The following is a 17,486-nucleotide window of genomic DNA, read 5'->3' on the forward strand; positions in this document are numbered from 1 at the left end:
TGTCGTTATTGTTATCTCCAGCAGATTAGTCGATCCCGGGGTTTTGGTTGGCAAATGAGCTGGATCTTTGGTGGTGCTGCGGTGATGGAGACTACACCGCAGCGTCAGGTTCGCCTGTAGGAGCGAGGCTTGCCCGCGAAGAACGATAACGCGGTGTTAGAGATACACCGCGGCGCCTCGGATTCAGGTCAGCGGGTTCCAGCGTTGTGACCAGTCGTCATCGCCCTTGATCACCTCGCGCAGCAGAACGAAGGCCCGCTGCAGTGCTGGTGAGTCGCGGTCGCGGGAGTACACCAGGTAGGTCGGGTAACTGAATTCCGGGGCCTTGGGCACGGGCTCCAGCATGCCGTTTTCCAGGTAGCTCTGGACCACCCGGGTACGGAAGTAGCCGCTGCCACCGTGCTCGAGGATGTACTGCAAACCCAGGGGGCCGAGGTTGAAACTGAGCGCCGCCTTGGCTTTTTCCGGCAGGGCGGCGTCGTGCTGGCGCCGGAAGTGCTGGCCCCAGTCGATGTACACGTAGGGTTCGGGGCGTTCGGGATGGCGCACGAGGATGAGTTTTTCTTCGAGGATCTGTTCGACTTGCAGGCGCGGCCAGTATTCGGGCTGATAGACCAGCGCCGCATCGAGCACCCCAAGCTCCAGTTGGCGCAGCAGGTTTTCGCCGTCGCGGATTTCCATGCGTAGCGCATGGCCGGGAATCCTGTCGCGCAGTACACCGGCCCAACTGAGCATCAACGGATTGCACAGGCTGACCTCGCCCCCGATGTGCAGGACGTCGTGGAAGCCCTCGGGCAAGGGCAAGTCCCGGCGCGCGGCTTCCCAGGTCTCCACCAGTTGGTTGGCATAGATCACGAAGGCCTCGCCATTGGGCGTGAGGCGCGCGCCGGCACGGTTGCGTACCAACAGCGTGCTGCCCAGGTGACTTTCCAGCTTCTGTACACGTGCGGTGATCGCGGTCTGGGTGACGTGGAGTTTCTCGGCGGCTGCGGCAAGGCTGCCGTGGCGGACGATTTCCAGGAAGGTGCGGGCGAGATCGATGTCCATGGGGAAGCCGGTGCGGGAGGTGCTGGCATTGTAAGGCAAATCTAAAGATCGTCCGAACGCGGCCCAAGCCTTCGGACGATCTTTTGCTTTTCAGATCAAAACGCAAAGCAGGAGCAGCCAAACGCTCCCCAGAAGCCGCGAAAATCACTGACCGGCGCATTCGACAAGCGCGCCCGTTCGTGACTGTGCGCATGCACAGCGCAAGACCCGACGCATTGATGAACCTGAGCCGTCAGCGGTGCCGATGGCTTCCAGTGGCCGGGCACCTTGGCCACGGGCGACCACTGCGGCACGACCGGGATGGGCGGGGGGCCGAGTTTTTCGAACTCGTTGCTGGCGTAGACAACCTTGCCATCGACAAGGGTCAGCACCGATTCGATACCCTTGATGCCCTCGACCTCCATATGGAAATAGTCGCCCGACAGCGCGATCAGGTCCGCCAGTTGCCCGACCTTGATCTGGCCCTTCTTGCCTTGCTCGGACGAGAACCAGGCGCTGCCATGGGTAAACAGCTCCAGCGCGGTGTCGCGGCTCAAGCCTTGTGGATACAACGCCAGGCCGCCGACAGTCCGGCCACTGACCAGCCAGTACAGCGACGTCCACGGGTTGTAGCTCGACACCCGTGTCGCATCCGTGCCGGCGCCTACCGGTACGCCCTCGGCGAGCATGCGTGCAATGGGCGGCGTGTGTTCGGCCGCCTTGGCGCCATAGCGGTCGACGAAGTACTCGCCCTGGAAGGCCATGCGATCCTGAATGGCGATGCCGCCGCCCAGCGCCTTGACCCGCTCGATGTTCTGCGCGGTGATGGTTTCGGCATGGTCGAAGAACCACGGCAAGCCATCGAACGGAATGTCGCGGTTGACCTTCTCGAACACATCGAGCATGCGGCTGATGGATTCGTTGTAGGTGGCATGCAGGCGAAATGGCCAGCGTTGCTCGACCAGGTGCCGCACCACCGGTTCCAGGTCCTGCTCCAGGGTGGACGGCAGGTCCGGGCGCGGCTCAAGGAAGTCTTCGAAGTCCGCTGCCGAGAACACCAGCATTTCCCCGGCACCGTTGTGCCGCAGGAAATCGTCGCCCTGGCCATAGCGTGAGGTACTGGTCCAATGCTTGAAATCGGTCAGTTCTTCCTTGGGTTTCTGGGTGAACAGGTTGTAGGCGATACGTACGGTCAGCTGCTGATCCCTGGCCAGTTGCTGGATGACCTGATAGTCGTCCGGGTAATTCTGATAGCCGCCGCCCGCGTCGATCGCGCTGGTGACACCCAGGCGGTTGAGTTCGCGCATGAATTGCCGGGTGGAGTTGACCTGATGCTCCAGCGGCAGCTTCGGCCCCTTGGCCAGGGTTGAATACAGAATCATCGCGTTGGGTCGGGCGATCAACATACCCGTGGGATTACCGTTGGCGTCGCGCTGGATTTCGCCGCCCGGCGGGTTCGGCGTATCGCGGGTATAACCCACCACTTTCAACGCGGCGCGGTTGAGCAGCGCACGGTCGTACAGGTGCAGGACGAACACCGGTGTGTCGGGCGCGGCCTTGTTCAGTTCGTCGAGGGTGGGCAGGCGTTTTTCGGCGAACTGGAATTCGTTCCAGCCACCGACCACCCGTACCCACTGCGGCGTTGGCGTGCGGTCGGCTTGCTCCTTGAGCATGCGCAGCGCATCGACCAGCGACGGTACGCCTTCCCAACGCAGTTCGAGGTTGTAATTGAGGCCGCCACGGATCAGGTGCAAGTGTGAGTCATTGAGGCCGGGAATCACCGTGCGCCCGTGCAGGTCGATGACTTGTGTGCCGGGGCCTTGCAGGGCCATGGCCTGGGCGTCGCTGCCAACCACCACGAAGCGCCCGTCCTTGATCGCGACGGCGCTGGCCTGGGGTTTCTTGCGATCGACGGTGTGCAGTCGTCCGTTGTAGAGAATGAGGTCGGCGGGGATGTCTGGCATGGTTTTACTCCCTGCGAACAGCGGGCTGATCCAGGCACCGATGGCGCCGGCGGACAGGCCTTGGAGTACGTGGCGGCGGTTGACGCCGTTGTGGTCCTCAGGTGGGCTCATGTCAGTGCTCCGCGCAACGTGAGTTGAGGGCAAACAGCTGAAAGCAGCCGCATGCGGCCAGATGGAATATAGACGGCAAATTCACAGATAGCCGTTTTCAGGGGCGTAAAACGACGAATCCCGCCACAAGGGGCGGGATTCGTTTACAGCCAGGGTCGCTTGCGCAAGCCGCAAGCGTCGCGCTTAGGCCGGGAACAGCTCGGACAGTTTCATCGCCAGCATCATGTCGCCTTCAGCGCGCAGCTTGCCGCCCATGAATGCCTGCATGCCGTCGGTTTCGCCGCTGACGATGCCTTGCAGGGTTTCGCCGTCCATCACCAGGGTCACCTGGGCGTCCGGGTTTTCGCCTTCTTGCAGCTCGCAGGTGCTGTCCTTGACGACCAGCGAGAAGTTCTTGGTGTCGTCGATGCGGAAACCGAAGACCAGGTCCAGACCGGCAGCAGCGGCTGGGTTGAACTTGGCTTTCATTGCTTGTACGGCATCTGCTACGGAGGTCATGGTTTGATCCTTTTTTTGGTAATTGACGCAGGGTAATAAGAGCTGGGTGATTACAGCCAGGGTGACAATAGTGGGGACTCAACGAAACGTGATGAGTTCCGGGGCCTTCAACAGTTGCAGGTGCGCCTGACTGTTGAAGGAAGCCAGGGCCACCTCGCGACCACGAAACTTCAGGTGGTTGAGCGAGGTGTTGACGATTTGCCAGTTCAATTCAAAAGCCTGTTTTGCCGGCATTTGCGTAATGAGGTGGAGCAGGGCGGTGATGGTGCCGCCGGAGGTGAACACGGCGATTTTCTGGGTGTTGTCGGCTTGGTCGAGGATGCGCTGCAAGCCGGCCTGCACGCGTTCGACAAAGCCCAGCCAGCTTTCCAGGCCCGGCGTATCGTAGGTGCCGGCGAGCCAGCGTTCGATGATCAGGGCAAAGATGCGCTGGAACTCGCCGCGGTTCTGCGCGGCGTTGCGCAGGATGTTCAGCGCTTCGGGCTCGTCCGCCAGCATGGCAGGCAACAGCGCGCGGATCACCGCGTCGGCGTCGAATTCATTGAACGCGCTATCGGTCTCCAGGATCGGCACCGGCAGGCCCGCGGCGGCGTATTGTTCGAGCGCGCTATTGGCCGTATGTTGCTGACGGCGCAGGTCGCCCGACAGGCACCGGTCGAAGCTGATGCCGAGTTCGGCCAGGTGTCGGCCGAGGATTTCCGCCTGGCGGATTCCGGTGGGCGACAGGACGTCATAGTCGTCTGCACCAAAGGAGGCCTGGCCATGTCGAATCAAGTAGATGCTGCCCACGTCCGCGTCATCCCGGTACGTTGAAGGTTTGGCGAGGTTATGGGGATGGCGGTGAGCTGTCAATGAAAAAACATACGCTTGTTTGAAATGCCCGTTACAGGCCTGTTTCCAGAGGTTTCACGACTGGTAGCAGGGGCGGAGCATGGGTATGCTGGTGGTATCCCGCGCGCTTGCATGCCGCGCAACGTTTAAGGAGTCCCTGTGGAGTTTTTGTCCGAGTACGCCGTTTTCCTGGCCAAGACCGTGACCCTGGTGATCGCCATACTGGTGGTCCTGGCCAGCTTTGCGGCCTTGCGCAGCAAAGGTCGACGCAAATCCGCCGGTCAGTTGCAGGTCAGCAAGCTCAATGATTTCTACAAAGGGTTGCGCGAACGCCTGGAGCAAACCTTGCTCGACAAGGACCAGCTCAAGGCCTTGCGCAAGACCCAGGCCAAGACCGAGAAAAAACAGAAGAAACAGCCCGACGCCAAACCCCGGGTATTCGTGCTGGACTTCAACGGCGACATCAGGGCCTCGGCCACTGAAAGCCTGCGTCACGAAATTACCGCGCTGCTGACCCTGGCAACGCCCAAGGATGAAGTGGTGCTGCGTCTGGAAAGCGGCGGCGGCATGGTGCACAGCTACGGCCTGGCGTCTTCGCAACTGGCGCGTATCCGTGAGGCTGGCGTGCCATTGACCGTGTGCATCGACAAGGTCGCGGCCAGCGGTGGCTACATGATGGCGTGCATCGGCGAGAAGATCATCAGCGCGCCGTTCGCCATCCTCGGTTCGATCGGCGTGGTGGCACAGTTGCCCAACGTCAATCGCCTGCTGAAAAAACACGACATCGATTTCGAAGTCCTGACCGCCGGTGAATACAAACGAACCTTGACCGTGTTTGGCGAAAATACCGAGAAGGGCCGGGAAAAGTTCCAGGAAGACCTTGATATCACCCATCAGCTGTTCAAGAACTTCGTCTCGCGTTATCGCCCGCAACTGGCCATTGACGAAGTGGCTACGGGTGAAATCTGGCTCGGAATTGCGGCATTGGACAAGCAATTGGTGGACGAACTCAAGACCAGTGATGAGTACCTCGCTGAACGGGCGAAAAAATCAGAGCTTTACCACTTGCACTACGCCGAACGCAAAAGCCTGCAGGAACGCATCGGCATGGCGGCCGCCGGTTCCGTTGATCGCGTGTTACTCAGTGGGTGGAGCCGGTTGACCCAGCAACGCTTCTGGTAACGCCTAAATAAAGGGGGCCCTTTCATTGTCTGGCAATGAAAGGGCCTTTTTTTAGCGGTACATATGTAGCACCTTTGAAAAAAGAACACTCGATATGCTGACGACTCTTGTCAGTTCGAGTAAATCACCATGTCTTCTGTCCCCGACAATCAACCTGTTCCTGAGTTAACGCCCGAGCAGCAAGGCGTTTTTTATGATCTGTTACGAACCAACGTCCCTGCCTGGTTGTTGGCCGCGTCAGAACCGTTGCGACGCCAACTCTATGAAAGCCTGATCGCGAGCCATCGCACAAGAGATGAAGTTGCTACAGTTGTGAAGCGACTTCAATCTCCTGAAGGCTTCTGTGCGCCTTTGCTGGCCAAGGCCATGTCGGATAAGCTGGGTACGCCCCTGGATGTGGCGGGAGTGATCTTCCAACATGTACGGTCCACCTCCAGCTTGCTGGGCCTGCGCAAGAAGCTGGTTCTGCCGATCGACCGGGATTTACTGACCGCGGCCTGTGAAAATTTTGAACTGAGCGAAACGCTGTCCACCAACTACACCGACACTTCACTGATTTATATCCCTGAAAAAATCACTGGGCGTGCCGCAACTATATTACCGATCGAGCCCCATGAGTTTGCCCTGCTGTGTCGGACACTTGATTTAGGAAAACAGTATCAATCTCATCTTCAGGGCGTGTTCTATCCCGCCTCCGCCGTTAACGCGTTTCGCGATAAATATGTTGCCCACGCAACGAACAGCTTTGAAACAATCCGGCATCAGGCGCTGATGAAACAACATATAAGTGTTGAATTACATCAGGCATTGACCGCAGTAAAAAGTCAGCGGCCAATCAAGTTGGGTAATAACACCCTGAATTACCAAGCGCTGAATATGTTCGATATCACCCTCAATAGTGCGATTTTCATCGGCCCGGTCGTCGAGCATGAGGATGATGATTACCGTTGCGTGGTTTATCTGCCGGATGATCCGCTGCACCCGCTTAAAGAGTATTCGTCGTTCCATCTTTTTGAGGTGGAATTAAGTGCGCGATTGAGAGACACGGCATTTCGCAAATCTTTTATGCGTTACATCAAGCTGGGTGATCGCGTGGCATTTCTGCAAGCCCTCGACAAAGGGTTGTTGTCGCCCCCTTCCTCGCCACTCCCACCGAGCAGCCTTTACGTCTCGGTGCAAGGAACAGGCATACAAGGCCATCCGTTTCAGGAGAGCTTCCGTCAGTATTCGCAAAAAGTTCTGGCGGATGCCCGGCTACTGGTCGTACCCACGGGCGATGAAGATGAGAAATCCAGGCTCGAGCGGCTGGAAACCTACCAGTCGATAGGCCTTAACCTCATTTTGGTCGGTGCGTCTTTTGTGCCTGTGATTGGCCAGATCCTGACGGCGGTGACCGTCATGCAACTGCTGTCAGAGGTTTATGAGGGGATCGCCAGTTGGTCCAGGGGAGAGCTGGAGCGGGCCACGGATTATCTGTTCGATACCGTGGAAAATCTTGTCCTCATGGCGGCTTTCGCGGCAGGAACAGCGGCCGTGGGCCAGGCTTACAAAAACATCCGGACTTCGGTTTTCGTCGAGAGCCTGAGAATAGTGATGGTGGCGAATGCTCGAGGGCGCTTGTGGAAACCTGATCTGGCGGCCTATCACCAGCCCCGGCTACTACCACAGGCGCTCGCGCCAGATGCCAGAGGCCTGCGTTGGGTTGACGGCCAGGCTTATCTTCCACTCGACAACCGTGTTTTTGCCGTGCGCCCCCAAACCGAAACGGATCTATGGGAGGTGTTGCCCCCGAGCGGCACCGGCGACGCCCATTTCCCCTTGCTCGAAAGCAACGACGCAGGCGCCTGGCGCCATGACTCCGAGCTGGTGCAGGAATGGAGTCGGCTGAAGTTGTTTCGCCGGTTCGGCCACATCAGCGATGGCTTTGCGGATGCCACCGCTCAACAGATCCTTGCTGTCTGCGCAATTGCTGACAATGTCCTGCGCCGGGCACACGTTGACCGAAGCAAACCTCCGGCATTGCTGGTCGACACCGTGCAACGGTTCCGGGCAGACGCCGCGGTCACGGGTTTCATCGAGCAGATCAACCAACCTGCGTCGGCATCCCTGGCCGATCCAGACCTGCAATTGTACCTGCTGACGCGCTCCAGTCACTGGCCAGGCAATGCCGCGATCAAGGTCGTCAATGCTGCCGGTCGGCAAGCGGGTTTCCATGGCGCGACCACCGCGCAGGCAAGCCATACCGTCATCCTCCAACAGGACGCACTGCTTAAAGGGCAATTGCACACGTCGTTGTTGTCGACGTTGAGCCGTGCTCAACGCGAGGCTCTTTTAAGTACGGCAACGGCGGACTCGCAAGCTCAGGTCAAGGCCTTGACGAAGGTCATTGCCGATCAAGCCGAAAGCAACAGAGTGGGCCTGTTCCAGCGGATCTATCAACGCACCGAAGCGCCGGTCGACACGCGTACGGCGGTGCTGATGGAGAGGTTCGTCAATTTGCCCGCGGCGGTTGCCGATGAGCTTGTGAGGTATGCCGAAGCCGGAGAGTGGGCTGACCTGGATGCTGACAAAGTGCCGTTACGGCTGGCAGAAGAGGCCACTCGCTACATGCAGGTCGTGCGTATCAGTCGGGCTTACGAAGGGCTGTACCTCGACGCCGCAGGTGGCGTTGACACCGATCGCCTGGTACTCGACACCCTGGAAAACCTTCCCGGCTGGACCGGCAATGTGCGGGTGCAGATAGGGGAGGCATCCGGTGATCAAACCGGGTCGGCCAGTATCGGATCGGTACAGGCCACGGAAAAGATCCAGGTCAACGTCCATGCCGATCGATACAGTGTGTTAGTCGACAACACCACACCCTCGACCACATTCGCCAAGCGTACCCGTGAACATTATTTCCAGGCGCTGTGGCATGGGCTTTCGGCGCAGCGAAAAACAGCGCTGGGTGTGGGCGTGGATGACGCCGGAGCAGCGTTGCGCGAGAAAATCACGCTACTTGCACTGGGGCGACGCGCCACCATTGCGCGGATCCTGGGTGCCTCCCCCCTGCGGATGCGTTATGTATCGCCCATGAGATTGGCTGACAGAGGGGGAGCGCCGAATACGCCAGGGCTTTCCAAGCCTCTGGTCGTCAAAGACAGCCACGATGTGTTGGTGCGCAGGGCGCTGGAGCTCTATCCGATGCATTCGCCGACGCAAATTCATGCCCTGGTGAATGCGCTGGGGACCAATGCAATTCTGGTACTGAAGAAACTGGAAGCGATGAGGCGCGAATTCCAGGCAATCAGGCAGGGACTGAGCCTGTGGGTGAATCGGCAAACCTGGCATCAGGCGCCGGAGGGTTCAAGGCTTGAAGTCCCGACGCTCAGCAAGTTTCGCACCGCTCAGGAGATCATTCGCTGTTGGCGCAATGAGTCCGGATATGCCCAGACCGGGGACAAGCTTGCGCGCACGCTCAGGTTTGAGGCCGAGCCCTTGGGAGAGTTGCCGGTCATCATCGGCGACTTCGGCCATGTAGACAGGCTGGTGATGGACGGCGTGGGAGCCAGCACCGGGCTCAATACCTTTTTGCAAAACTTTTCCAATCTACGAAGCCTGTCCTTGAGGGGCAACCATTTGACGAGGTTGCCGCTGGCGCTGAACAACATGTCCAGGCTCGTTCATCTGGATCTGAGCGACAACCTGATTCAACTGACACCCGAGTCGGTGACTCAGTTGGCCGACATGAGCAGTCTGCAATCGCTGAACCTTGCGTTCAATCCGCACCTCACCCGGGCCCCCGATGTCAGCAAACTGCAACGCCTGGAGCAACTGAACCTGCAAGGAACCGCAATAACCCAGTGGCCGCAGGGCGCCTCCAGTCTGCCCCGACTGCGTGAGCTCGATTTACGTGACAATCAGATCAAAACGCTCCCGCCAGAGGTTTTTCAGGCCGGTCCGCTGGCGAACAAAGGGACCAACCTTCATGGCAACCCTTTATCACCCGACACTCTGAAAAAGGTCGTTGCACATCAGCAAAGGACCGGCGTCAGTCTTGGCATCATTGCTTCAGAGTATCGACGGCCCAGCGTACCCATTACGAGCGATGCACTGAGCTCGTTGTGGCTGACAGGACTGAGCCTGGACGACGCCACTGCCAAGCGTGCGTTGTGGGAGTCATTGCGCACCTCTGCAGATTCCAGGGATTTTTTCAACGTGCTGGCGCGCCTGACCGCCACCGCTGATTACACGCGCCTTTATTCGCACTTCATCCAGCGAGTCTGGACCGTCCTCGAGGCGGCGGCCGAAGATGACCGCTTGCGGCGCTCACTGTTTCGCCTGGCCCGGGCCGCAAGGTTCAGTGTTGATGGCTACTCAGCGCTTTTCAATGAGATGGAGGTGCAGGTGTTGTATTACCGCGCCATGCAAGCATCCATCACCGGGGCCGCCTCCCTGGAGCAGCGACTCATGACCCTGCTAAGGGGGTTGTTCCGACTGCAAGAGGTCGAGGCAATAGCGCTGGCTGATATCAACTCGCGCACCGCCTCTCCATCGGCAAACTATGAGCATGCCCTGGAGATCGGTCTGGCGTATCGCGTGGGGCTGGCAGAACGCCTGGATTTGCCGGCCCAGCCAAGGGCTATGGTGTCCCGGTTGAACCACGCTGTTACCTCGCAGATGCTGGAGCAGGCTTATCAGAGCGTTCTGGCAACTGAACGATCTCGCTCGCTGCTGGATTGGGTCATCGCCCAAAGATTTTGGGTGGAGTACCTGGAGGCGACGTATCAAGATCAGTTCCTCGAGGTCACGGACCGAACTGCGCGAGCGTTTGCGACGCTGGAGAGAGAGACAGGGCTTTCCCGCGCCGTTGCCACCGAACGCATGAATGCCATTGTCGACAATTTCAGAAACGAACATCGGGCATTGATCAACCAACTCACCTCCCAGGCACTGCGACGTTACCGCGCACCTGAAATTGCGGGCACCCGTTCAGGCCTGGAGGCATCGCTATGAACGACTCTTCACAGAATGTCGCTGGCGCTGCGGACACCTCGACAACGCCGAAAATGCGTAACGAATTGAAAGCCGTCCTGGACGTTACACTGCCGCAAACGCCCAGCCAGTTTGGCGAGCACTTGATCAAGGGAAAATGGGGACAAGGCATCGACCCGCAGACGGCCATGCTGGTAACGCTCGATTACAATTACAAAGGCCATCCCGCGCGCGATGGCGTTCAACAGGGGCAAGTGGCGAGTTCGCAATCTTTGTTGCAGGCCCTGCTCTTGAACCATCAGGCGGTGGGTGACGGTCGATTTGCGGAAAATGCATTCGGCCTGTACACACCACCCGAAACCGGGCCGTCCGTGCAGATTGTACAGAACGTCGATGAGTTCGCTGACCACGGCAGCGGTAATCACCAGACGTATGAAGGCATCTACCGCCGAACCATTCCACAAACCTATGGGCCGCTGACGCAGATCAGCGTGCGACCCGCCGACTTCAAGAAGTGGGTCTGGGAGCTGGATTTGCAGGCGGTGTACAAGACCTATCTGGATCAGGCTTGGCCATCCGACGAAGTCGTCGTCGGCACCGCATCCTGTGCGTTGAGGACGTCGGCCAAAGCCGCTTTCGTCATGACGGCCTGGTTGCAGCGTCACGAACTGCGCTTGAGCGAAAAAGGCCTTGCCCTTGCGATGCAGGCAGCCGGTTTACCAGTGGATCAGCCTTGGGAAACCCTGAAGATCGAACAGCTGCAGGCGCCCACCCGGATGCCGCCAAAGGTCAAAGCGAGCCGACTGAAGCTTTATCGATATACCGCGACGGATATCTGGGTGTTTCGTGGAGCGGCCAGTGACCGGGTGCTGGTGTACATCCCGGGCAATTCTTCGCCGCTGCACGAGTTCACTGACGTCTCGCAGCTGCATCAATGGGTGGTGAAACAGGGCAGCGCCGAGGACACGAAGCAGGCCCTGGCGTCTCACTTTACCGAGGATGATCGTCAGGACGGCACATTCCATGCGGGTGTGCTGACCGCACTCGACGGCATGGCGATGTACCCGAAAAAGCATTGGCTGACCAATAATGCCGGCTTCTTCAACAATGACGGTTACTGGGATCCGGCCGATTACATCGGCTTCGACGATCAGGCGCCGGAGACCGATCCGTTCGCGCAGTTGGTACTGGCGATGAAGCGGGCTGCACGGAACAGTGCCACAACTATCCGTGACGACGCACAGGTCAATCGCGACAATTTGAGTGCCGTGGTCGAACCGATCGTCCAATGGGTCAATCTGTTTGGTCCGTTGGCATTGTTTGTACCGGGCGGCGAGGGGGTGTTGGCGCTGGCCGGGTTGATCGATGCCGGTTACGGGTTGGACCAGGCCATCAACGGCGATACGGCCGACAAGCGTTCGCAAGGAATCACCCGCACGGTATTCGGCGTGCTCAATGCGCTGCCGCTGTTCGCAGAGGCGGCGTCGATCGGCCACGCAGGGGCAGGGGAGGAGGGCTCGTTCAAAGTGGGGGAAGGCGCTCGCGAATCCTCGAAGCCTTCCGAGGCAGGTCCGGTTTCCGGGGCGGATATCAGCCAGGCACCGGTCTTGCCATTGCCCTCGCGTACCGATCTGTTGCGCGGAATCGGTGCGCCGGCAGGCACCTTCAGTGACGAAGTGCTGGCTCAGATCGCCAGGGTCAGCGCAGTCGACGATGACATGCTGCGCCTGATGCAGGCCGGACGCGCGCCGACCCCGTTACTGGCCGATACCATCGACCGCTTCAGGATCGATCAGGAAGTCGCAGGCCTGGCTGACTCACCGGCAGCACGTGCGCAGTTGTTCGATCGTCGCTATCAGCAACTGCAAAAGACCGAGAACGAATGGGTCCGGTTGTTTCAGCGAGAATATCCCGACCTGCCCACAGCCGCCGTGGAACAGATGCTTGACCGTTACGGCGTTGATCTAACGGCATTGCCGGATGTGATCGAGGCAAAACGCCTGTTCAGTCAGTTGGACAGCAAGGCTCGCCAGTACCAGCAGCATGTGCGTCTCAACCGTGCTTATGAAGGACTTTATCTGCGCTCGGTCGCCAATCCCGAGTCGCACTGCCTGGCCTTGCACTCATTGAAGAACCTGCCTGGTTGGCCCGAAGGTCTGCGAATTGAAGTCCGCGAAGGGTCGATCGTTGGTCGGCTACTCGATCGTAGTGGGCCACTGGACACGACCGATTGCCGTACAGTAATCAGGTCCGGCGAGGGTTATCTTCACAATGGCCTGTCCACTCAGCCGGATTTTTATGAGGCTGTTGTCGAGATTCTGTCCGGGGACGAGTGTTCGGCATTGGGATTGACGTCCAAAACCCCTGCGGCGCAATTGGAGGTTAAAGTCAACGACCGACTGTTGTCCCGTTCAGAGCTGGCTCTTGGTCTTGCCAGAATGGACTCCAGGCTGTCCTTCGAACCGCAGGGGCTAAGAGGGGGAGCATTCCCGGGTACTGTTCAAAATGAGGGTTTGACCCATCATATGATGAGACTGCACCTCAAGGAGATCTACCCGGAATTTTCCAATGAAGACGCCGATTTGCTGATACAGCAACTTGGAGGCGACGTTCTGGCTCATATCAGCAGCGTAAATCTGCAAATGCAGCAACTGCATGTGGATATGGATACCTGGATGATGCAGGTCTGGGTTGACGTCTACCACACGGATATCCCCTTCTTGCGAGCCGGGGAACCTGAGGCTGCGGGACTGACAGTCCGGCAAATTGCGCTACATAATTTCGATTTGCTGCAACGTACGGCAGCCAGTGAGCAACACACCCGGCAGGAACTGGCTGATGAACTGATTGCAATCTTTCAAAAACGCGATCCGCAGCAAGGTAGTAACTATTCAGGGAACCATACCCAAGGCTTCACGATGAATATGAGCCACGAAGACTACTATCGATTGCCGGAGCTCAATGTGCGATTCAATGATGTCGTCAATTTGAATCTGCAACACTTTCACTTGATGGAAAGGCAAACGCTAAACGGCTTTTTCGAAAGTTTTCCAAACTTGCGGATCTTGAACCTGCAAGACACGGACCTGCGATTGCCCAACGTCAATGGCCAACTGGAAAGTGTGTTGCCTCCCGTGATTCCTCAATTACAGCATCTCACTTCGCTGAATTTGCGCTCCACTCATCTGACGTTCAGCGAAAATACGGCAGGGCAACTGAGCCAGTTGGTGAATTTGCAAGCGCTGGATCTGAGCGACAATCCATTGGACATCCCTCCCGTCGTATTGGGAATGAACCAGTTGCGATCTCTGAATTTGAGAAATACCCGCATCACCCGGTGCCCGGTGGGGATCATGGATCAGCCATACCTGACAACCCTGGACCTAAGGGATAACCAGATTCAGCGTGTCCCCCAGGCCGTACTTGATCAAGCGATCGCCCCTGACCGGGTGCTGCTGTGGAACAATCCGTTGACCGATGAGGACACTTTGCAACGGTTAGTCACGCATCGCCAGCAAACGGGCATCAACCTTTGGCTGAGTGCGCCGCGGCCGGAGTATTCGGAACCGACGGTATGGTTGGCCGGCATTGAGGCGCAGCAGAGCGGTCCATTGCTTCAGGTCTGGCACAGCGTGGCGCTGAAGCCTCGTGGCATGCGGTTACTGGGGACCGTGAATACGTTGACCCTGACGCCGGATTTCCTGGTCAATTATCCGGATCTTCAGGCAAGGGTATGGCAACTGCTGGCGCAAGCGGATGCTTGGGATGGGTTGTGGGACCAATTGACCCTCAATCCTCCGATGCCGGGGGGCGCTTTCAATAACCCGATCGCGGTATTCAGCGCATTGGAAGACCGGGCAAGGCTTTACGCCAACTGGGTGGCGATGGGGCAGCCGTTTCCGGTCGCAGAACATTAACTGCGCGAGCAACGCGCTGGCTCGCGAGGGGGTATCAGTCGCCACTGATGTGGCTGACACCCCTTCGCGAGCGCGCTCGAACGCTTAACGGCGACGGAACAGCGGCAGCGGTTCGTCAGTGGCGGCCTGATAGGTCACCGAGAAGTCCTTGAGACCTTCCAGGGCTTCGTACGGATCCTTGTCGGCGCGAATCGCGAACGCATCGAAACCGCAGCGGTGCAGGTAGAACAACTGGTCGCGCAGCACGTCGCCAATGGCCCGCAGTTCGCCTTTGAAACCGTAGCGGTCACGCAGCAGGCGGGCGTTGGAGTAGTTTCGGCCATCGGTGAAAGCCGGGAAGTTCAGGGCGATGACCTGGAAGTTGGCCACGTCTTCACCGATCTCTTCGGCTTCTTCATCGGCATCGAGCCACACACCCAAGCCGCCATCGCGGGCCAGGAGCATACGACCGTGCTCACGCCACAACTGCAGCGGGACAATGTAGTCGTCGCAATTGGTGATCTCGTCGATGCTGAAATCCTTGGGCAGCAGGTGCCAGGTTTCGTCGACAACTTCGTTGTTCTTAATGATTCGCTGCATAGACGCGCTCCTTGAAGAGGTCGATGCCAATACGCTGGTAGGTGTCGATGAAACGCTCGTCTTCGGTACGTTGTTCGATGTACACGTCGATCAGTTTCTCGATCACGTCAGGCATGGCTTCCTGGGCAAAGGACGGGCCGAGGATCTTGCCCAGGCTGGCGTCGCGGCTGGCGCTGCCACCGAGGGACACCTGGTAGAACTCTTCGCCTTTCTTGTCCACCCCGAGAATGCCGATGTGGCCGACGTGGTGGTGACCACAGGCGTTCATGCAGCCGGAGATGTTCAGGTCCAGTTCACCGATGTCGAACAGGTAATCCAGGTCGTCGAAACGGCGCTGGATCGATTCGGCGATCGGGATCGACTTGGCGTTGGCCAGGGAGCAGAAATCGCCGCCCGGGCAGCAGATGATGTCGGTCAGCAGGCCGATGTTCGGCGTGGCGAAACCTTGCTCGCGCAGTTCGCCCCACAGGGTGAACAGTTTGTCCTGCTCGACGTCGGCCAGGATGATGTTCTGCTCGTGGGACGTGCGCAGTTGACCGAAGCTGTAACGTTCGGCCAGGTCGGCCACGGCGTCGAGCTGCTTGTCGGTGATGTCGCCCGGTGCAACGCCGGTCGGCTTCAGGGAAAGGGTCACGGCTACATAGCCCGGCTTCTTGTGGGCCAGGGTGTTGCGCACGCGCCAACGGGCGAAGCCCGGGTGCTGCTGGTCGAGCTCGGCCAGGGCGGCGCTCTGGTTGTCCAGGGCCTTGTAGTCCGGGTCGACGAAGTGTTTGGCGACGCGCTGCACTTCGGCTTCGGTCAACGTGGTCTGGCCACCGCGCAGGTGTTCCATTTCCGCATCGACTTTCTGGGCGAAGACCTCAGGGGTCAAGGCTTTCACCAGGATCTTGATCCGCGCCTTGTACTTGTTGTCGCGACGGCCATAACGGTTGTAGACCCGCAGGATGGCGTCGAGGTAGCTCAACAGGTCTTGCCACGGCAGGAATTCATTGATGAATGCACCCACCACCGGCGTACGGCCCAGGCCACCGCCGACCAACACGCGGAAACCCAGTTCGCCAGCGGCGTTGTGCACCGGCTCCAGGCCAATGTCATGCACTTCGATGGCGGCACGGTCGGAGGTCGAACCGTTGACGGCAATCTTGAACTTGCGCGGCAGGTAGGCGAATTCCGGGTGGAAGGTGGTCCACTGGCGGACGATTTCGCACCACGGACGCGGGTCGATCAACTCGTCGGCAGCGACACCGGCGAACTGGTCGGTGGTGACGTTGCGCAGGCAGTTGCCGCTGGTCTGGATCGCGTGCATCTGCACGGTGGCCAGTTCAGCCAGGATGTCCGGGATGTCTTCCACCGCCGGCCAGTTGAACTGCACGTTCTGCCGGGTACTGATGTGGGCGTAGCCCTTGTCGTAGTCACGGGCAATCTTGGCCATCATTCGCATCTGGCGCGAAGTCAGTTGGCCGTAAGGCACCGCCACCCGCAACATCGGCGCGAAGCGCTGGATATACAGGCCATTTTGCAGGCGCAGGGGGCGGAATTCTTCTTCGCTCAGCTCGCCTGCCAGATAGCGTCGGGTCTGATCACGGAACTGCTTGACGCGGTCCTCGATGATCCGCTGATCGTATTCGTCGTATACGTACATATAAGTCCTGTTCTCAGGCTTGGGTCGCTCGGATACAGCTGCGTTTTTTGCTTGCCGCAGTCCAAGAGCCTCTGCAATTCTGCGCGCACGGCCGCGCACTCCTAATGGAGCCGGGGCAAGATACCAGTTTGCGGTTATGCGCAAAAGTGATGTTTGAGTATATGTAAAGAACCAAAAGGACTAATGAGAATCGTTGTTGCAATGCCCCTGTTTGTGGTGCGGGCAATCGTCGTCTTTACTGTGATCGAGTCTTTATGCAATCACCGATAAAACCGACAAGAGGCGATGCAATGAGCAACCCTTCCAAAGCTTCAAAACCCGATAGCACGGTGGATGCCTGGGCCATTTTGTTCCTGATCATCCTGGTCGTGGGCACTGCCGTTTTTTGGGTCAGCCATCAATAACCGTTAGCGCCCGGGCCGTGGTCGGGCTTCCAGCGCCGACTGCGGACCGGTTATCCGTACTGGATTTGCGTTGCACAAATACCTGGCAATGACCTCAGATGCCTGCGAGGTACAGCACCAGCTTGACGATGGCAAACAGCGTCAGGGCGAATACGGCGGTGAACAGTATCCCCAGAATCACGAAGTGACTCGGCTTGCCGTGGGTAAAGTCCCGCGCCCGGTTTTTCCCGCTCTGTACCCCGAATGCTGCCGCCATCACGCTGTGCACCATTTGCCAGAAGGTCGGCGGCTTGCTGTTGGTGTTTTTGTCGACTGGATCGTCCATATACCCCTCGTCATGCAGAGATGATCTGTAAGC

At 58.7% G+C, this 17,486-nt stretch carries 10 protein-coding genes; 3 read left to right on the plus strand and 7 right to left on the minus strand.

The window, feature by feature from the left end; all coding sequences use genetic code 11:
* Positions 1 to 183: 183 nt before the first annotated feature.
* From ACIO0C_RS07310 to ACIO0C_RS07325, 4 genes are all read right to left on the minus strand, one after another.
* Positions 184 to 1,047, minus strand: a complete 864-nt coding sequence (locus ACIO0C_RS07310; RefSeq protein WP_401309670.1) for a LysR family transcriptional regulator — start codon at positions 1,045 to 1,047, stop codon at positions 184 to 186.
* Positions 1,048 to 1,142: 95 nt separating this feature from the next.
* Positions 1,143 to 2,981 carry an amidohydrolase gene (locus ACIO0C_RS07315; protein WP_401309776.1) on the minus strand — a complete coding sequence of 613 codons (1,839 nt, stop codon included), beginning with the start codon at positions 2,979 to 2,981 and terminating at the stop codon, positions 1,143 to 1,145.
* A gap of 303 nt (positions 2,982 to 3,284) precedes the next feature.
* The gene (locus tag ACIO0C_RS07320) at positions 3,285 to 3,599 is read right to left on the minus strand and encodes an SCP2 sterol-binding domain-containing protein (protein WP_323606383.1); all 315 of its coding nucleotides are present in this window, start codon (positions 3,597 to 3,599) and stop codon (positions 3,285 to 3,287) included.
* A 78-nt stretch (positions 3,600 to 3,677) separates the two neighbouring features.
* Entirely contained in the window at positions 3,678 to 4,388 is a 711-nt protein-coding gene (locus tag ACIO0C_RS07325; RefSeq protein ID WP_401309673.1) for a histidine phosphatase family protein, read from the minus strand.
* 201 nt (positions 4,389 to 4,589) lie between these two features.
* On the opposite strand from ACIO0C_RS07325, the gene sohB reads away from it, so the two are divergent.
* The 3 genes from sohB (at position 4,590) to ACIO0C_RS07340 (ending at position 14,503) form a co-directional block, all read left to right on the plus strand.
* Positions 4,590 to 5,612 carry a protease SohB gene (gene sohB, locus ACIO0C_RS07330; protein ID WP_401309676.1) on the plus strand — a complete coding sequence of 341 codons (1,023 nt, stop codon included), beginning with the start codon at positions 4,590 to 4,592 and terminating at the stop codon, positions 5,610 to 5,612.
* 129 nt (positions 5,613 to 5,741) lie between these two features.
* Positions 5,742 to 10,607, plus strand: coding sequence for an NEL-type E3 ubiquitin ligase domain-containing protein (locus tag ACIO0C_RS07335; RefSeq protein WP_401309679.1), 4,866 nt, complete (start codon positions 5,742 to 5,744; stop codon positions 10,605 to 10,607).
* On the plus strand, positions 10,604 to 14,503 hold the full coding sequence (locus ACIO0C_RS07340) for a dermonecrotic toxin domain-containing protein (RefSeq protein WP_401309681.1): 3,900 nt from the start codon (positions 10,604 to 10,606) through the stop codon (positions 14,501 to 14,503). Before ACIO0C_RS07335 ends, ACIO0C_RS07340 begins: the two co-directional genes overlap by 4 nt.
* A gap of 84 nt (positions 14,504 to 14,587) precedes the next feature.
* Here ACIO0C_RS07340 and ACIO0C_RS07345 read toward each other — a convergent pair whose 3' ends face one another.
* From ACIO0C_RS07345 to ACIO0C_RS07355, 3 genes are all read right to left on the minus strand, one after another.
* The gene (locus ACIO0C_RS07345; protein ID WP_272602423.1) at positions 14,588 to 15,082 is read right to left on the minus strand and encodes a DUF934 domain-containing protein; all 495 of its coding nucleotides are present in this window, start codon (positions 15,080 to 15,082) and stop codon (positions 14,588 to 14,590) included.
* The gene (locus ACIO0C_RS07350) at positions 15,066 to 16,724 is read right to left on the minus strand and encodes a nitrite/sulfite reductase (protein WP_401309684.1); all 1,659 of its coding nucleotides are present in this window, start codon (positions 16,722 to 16,724) and stop codon (positions 15,066 to 15,068) included. Before ACIO0C_RS07350 ends, ACIO0C_RS07345 begins: the two co-directional genes overlap by 17 nt.
* A 498-nt stretch (positions 16,725 to 17,222) precedes the next feature.
* The gene (locus tag ACIO0C_RS07355) at positions 17,223 to 17,453 is read right to left on the minus strand and encodes a DUF2970 domain-containing protein (RefSeq protein ID WP_401309687.1); all 231 of its coding nucleotides are present in this window, start codon (positions 17,451 to 17,453) and stop codon (positions 17,223 to 17,225) included.
* Positions 17,454 to 17,486: the final 33 nt, after the last annotated feature.

Origin of the sequence: Pseudomonas sp. NPDC087336 (genome assembly GCF_044744285.1) — a bacterium.
GTDB lineage: Bacteria > Pseudomonadota > Gammaproteobacteria > Pseudomonadales > Pseudomonadaceae > Aquipseudomonas.